Annotated in this window: 1 protein-coding gene; it reads right to left on the bottom strand. The window is 66.2% G+C overall.

Annotated elements, in window-relative coordinates; translation table 11 throughout:
- The coding region (prpD, locus tag AC1DT2_RS23680) for a 2-methylcitrate dehydratase (protein WP_477299131.1) at positions 1–977 on the bottom strand (977 nt) is incomplete at its 3' end.
- Positions 978–1,294 lie beyond the last annotated feature (317 nt).

Genomic DNA, 1,294 nt, shown 5'->3' with positions numbered 1-1,294 from the left:
TCCTGGGTCTCGATGACGACCTTCTCGACCTGGTCGACCCGGTCGGCCACCTGGGCGTGCAGGGCCATGGCGCATTCCACGGCCGTCTGGGCATGGAACTCGGCCGGGAAGCTGATCTTGAACAGGACGTTTTCCATCACGTAGCTGCCGAACGGGCGCTCGAACTCGAATGCGTTGCCCTTGAAGGCCACGTCGTAGAAGCCCCAGGTCTTGGCCGTGAGGGCCGAGGGGTAACCCACCACGTTGCGGTAGACAGCGTTGATCGCGTGGGTGACGGCGCGGCGGCAGGCGTCGCCGGCGGCCCAGCTCTTGCGGGGGCCGGTGTTCGGGGCGTGGCGGTAAGTGCGCAGCGCGCCGTTGTCGATCCAGCTGTGCGAGACGGCCGTGGTGATCTGCTCCTTGCCGCCGCCGAGCATGGCGGTGGTCACGGCCGTGGAGGCCAGGCGGACCAGGATCACGTGGTCCTGGCCGACGCGATTGAAGCTGTTCTTGAGCGCGTAGCAGCCCTGGATCTCGTGGGCCTTGATGGCGTAGCCGAGGACATCGCGCACGGTCAGCGGCTTGCCGCCTTCCTTCTGTGCCTTGCGCGAGAGGTAGTCGGCGACCGCGAGGATCGCACCAAGGTTGTCCGACGGGTGGCCCCACTCGGCGGCCAGCCAGGTGTCGTTGAAGTCGAGATAGCGGATCTGGGTGCCGATGGCGAAGGCCGCCTGGACCGGGTCCAGCTCATGCGAGGTGAACGGCACGCGCGTGCCGCCCTGCATCACGGCGCCCGGAACCAGGGGGCCGAGGTGCTTGACGCAATCCGGGAACTTCATCGCCAGGGCTGAGCAGGCCAGCGAGTCGAGGAGCATGTAGCGCGCGGTGTCGTAGGCTTCCTTCGAGTCGATCTGGTAATCGGCCACGTAGTTGGCGATGTCCACCAGCGGCTGGTCCGGATCGGGACGCGTGGCGGAACGGATATCGTGTGCGCTCATGGACTTCACTCGTGGAGGGTGGGAAACCGGCGATTTTAACCGGTCGACCCCCGGGTATGTCTTGCCGCGGTGCATCCCAACCGCCACAATGCCCGCGACTACCGCCCAAGAGGGAGTAGTTCCGCGGAGCCTTCCGGCTTCGTGCGCGACGATCGTCAGTACGGACGCCACACGCGTCCCGGGCGTCGCGGCGGCATCGCGCCGGGAACGAGACTTTTGTGGTGACGACGGGTGCGCGTACCCGTCGCCGCCGCATTCGATCTCACAACGCGCGAAGGACCCGCTTTCATGGATTTTCTCACCCCCGAATTCTTCTC

The sequence above is a fragment of the Luteibacter sp. P4_E6 genome (assembly GCF_056401535.1).
The sequence above is the reverse complement of the archived record's forward strand: the minus strand, read 5'-3'. Positions and strand labels throughout refer to the sequence as shown.